Here is a 1,136-nt window from a genome sequence, read left to right as displayed (position 1 = left end):
CGCCAACTTCTAAGCACCCGCGATGACCTGGCGCCTGCTGCCAAGTCCATGGGTCTAGACCGTGCCATCCGCGCTGGCATCAACGAATTCCAGAGCCAGCTTACGCCTGAAACCACGTCCGACCTCGAAAGCCTAGCCACTGCGATTGAGGAGAGCACTTTTGCCAAAGCGACCGTCAGCAAGCCTATGCCAGAACAAGAAAGAATAGCTGCGGTAGGGAATGAAATCACTACCGTTGTTGACGAGGCTGATGGCTTTTACATCATGTACAAGTGGCAACTCAAGCACGAGGATGACCGCATTGCCGACTTCAACCCGCCCTGGGTCTCGGACTTTCTGGAGGAGCTCTACGCCACTCGCCAGTCCCACCCCGACGGCCATGTTCACTACCTCAACCACATCAGCCAGCTGGGCCTCAAGATCGATGTAGGCCAAGGCACTACGCTGGTGCGGCTAGACCTTGTGAACTGGATGGCGACGTGGCAGGCCAACGGCCAAGAGATGGCGGCGACCTTGCTACGCGTGGCCATGCCACAGCACAGCCCTACCCCTCAGTCCGCCCTAGAGCAGCGCGCGTTCGTCAACGAGAAAGACCCTGGCTTCCACAAGTGGAAGCTGGCCACCCCACAAGGCGTTCACAACCTCGACAAGGAGATCTCGCTGGCTATTGACCGCATGTACTACGTCTCTCGCCTAAAGCGGAGGCGCTACGACTTCTTGCTGTACATTGTGTTGCCGATGAAGGAAATGCACAAGAAGGATGAGATGCCCCGCTTGATGCGGGTCGAGTTCCACAGCGTTAGAGACCCCCACCACTGGTACGACTGGGACCTCGAGAGCGAGCCCAAGCTCAAAAATTTCCGACGAATCCTCACTACAAGTCGAAAGTGGTAGCCTGAATCCGAGGACCTGTGAGGATGGCACTTGCAGATTCGCTGCTGTTGGATCTGCCGTCACAAGGGCTCTGTTTAGGTCTGCCATGTACCTCATCGTGGCACTACATGGGGCCACGTAGCTTTGCTCTTCTCGATCTCATGGAGGTACTTCAAATAACACTTCTCGGTTCAAGCCATACTTCAATACCCTTCTAGGAGGATCTAATCGGAACACGAAACTAAACACGAAACTAAACCCCG

At 55.5% G+C, this 1,136-nt stretch carries 1 protein-coding gene; it reads left to right on the top strand.

From position 1 onward, the window contains the following. A partial coding sequence (locus V6D20_01300) for a hypothetical protein (protein HEY9814434.1) occupies positions 1 to 894 on the top strand: 894 nt, incomplete at its 5' end. Positions 895 to 1,136 lie beyond the last annotated feature (242 nt).

The sequence above is a fragment of the Candidatus Obscuribacterales bacterium genome, assembly GCA_036703605.1.
In the GTDB taxonomy this organism is placed as follows: Bacteria; Cyanobacteriota; Cyanobacteriia; order RECH01; family RECH01; genus RECH01.
Note: the sequence above shows the minus strand (reverse complement) of the source record. Positions and strands in the feature narration are given on the sequence as shown.